The 1,138-nt window shown below is 64.7% G+C and carries 2 protein-coding genes; one reads left to right on the forward strand and one right to left on the reverse strand.

Going from position 1 to position 1,138, the window contains the following annotated elements:
• On the reverse strand, positions 1–512 hold a 512-nt coding region (locus A5695_RS07395), incomplete at its 3' end, for a glycosyltransferase (protein WP_197515385.1).
• 239 nt (positions 513–751) lie between these two features.
• Between A5695_RS07395 and A5695_RS07400 the strand changes: the two genes are divergently transcribed.
• On the forward strand, positions 752–1,138 hold a 387-nt coding region (locus A5695_RS07400), incomplete at its 3' end, for a glycosyltransferase (protein ID WP_197515386.1).

Genomic DNA, 1,138 nt, shown 5'->3' on the forward strand with positions numbered 1-1,138 from the left:
GCGCGCCACCACAACCAGTCGTGCAACGCGAGCGCGAGGCGAGAGGCCGGCGCCGGCAAGATCGCCACCGCTTGGCCGTTGGGTCGCATCGGGACGTGGTGCAGCGTCACCAGCGGAAGACCATGGTATTCCGCCACATTGGCGGCGATCTCCTGGTAAGTCTGGCCGGCGAGCACCAGGTCGGCCTCATCCGCCAGCGCCGTCAGCGTCTGGTTCATCTGCACCCAAGCCTGGGTGCTGATCTCCCACAGTTCGCGCGCCCACCTCGATCTCTCCCGAACTCGTCGGAAGGTGCCGAACCGGGACGTGAAAAAATTCCGGAACATGTCCAGCCAGGCCTGCGTCTCGGCTCCGTAGGGCACCGCGGTGAGCCCAGCCGATTCGGCGAAGCCAATCAAGTCGGGCGGGACCGCGATACGCACGTGGTGCCCTCGCCGCTGCAGTTCGGACCCGACCACAACCGACGGCTCGACATCACCTCGAGTTCCGTAGCTTGCCAGCACAAATTTCATCGCGGATCTTCACCCTTCCAGTTCCCCTGGCGCATGGTCGGATTTGGAGCGGCCGCGCAACGTCCCCGGTTCAGACGACCGCAGCATAACCGGATGCGCGCGGCTGTTCAGGCTCTTAGGAATACTCGCCGCTGGCCACCTGCGGCCTTCATGTCTAGGCTCTCGCACTACCGCAAATGGTAGGAAGGGACAAGGTGACTGACCGTGATGCGGCGTGCGGCTACGTCGAACCGCCCGCACTGAGATTTGTGCTGGCAAGCTACGGAACTCGAGGTGATGTCGAGCCGTCGGTTGTGGTCGGGTCCGAACTGCAGCGGCGAGGGCACCACGTGCGTATCGCGGTCCCGCCCGACTTGATTGGCTTCGCCGAATCGGCTGGGCTCACCGCGGTGCCCTACGGAGCCGAGACGCAGGCCTGGCTGGACATGTTCCGGAATTTTTTCACGTCCCGGTTCGGCACCTTCCGACGAGTTCGGGAGAGATCGAGGTGGGCGCGCGAACTGTGGGAGATCAGCACCCAGGCTTGGGTGCAGATGAACCAGACGCTGACGGCGCTGGCGGATGAGGCCGACCTGGTGCTCGCCGGCCAGACTTACCAGGAGATCGCCGCCAATGTGGCGGGATGC

The sequence above is a fragment of the Mycobacterium sp. E1747 genome (genome assembly GCF_001667775.1).
Classification (GTDB): domain Bacteria; phylum Actinomycetota; class Actinomycetes; order Mycobacteriales; family Mycobacteriaceae; genus Mycobacterium.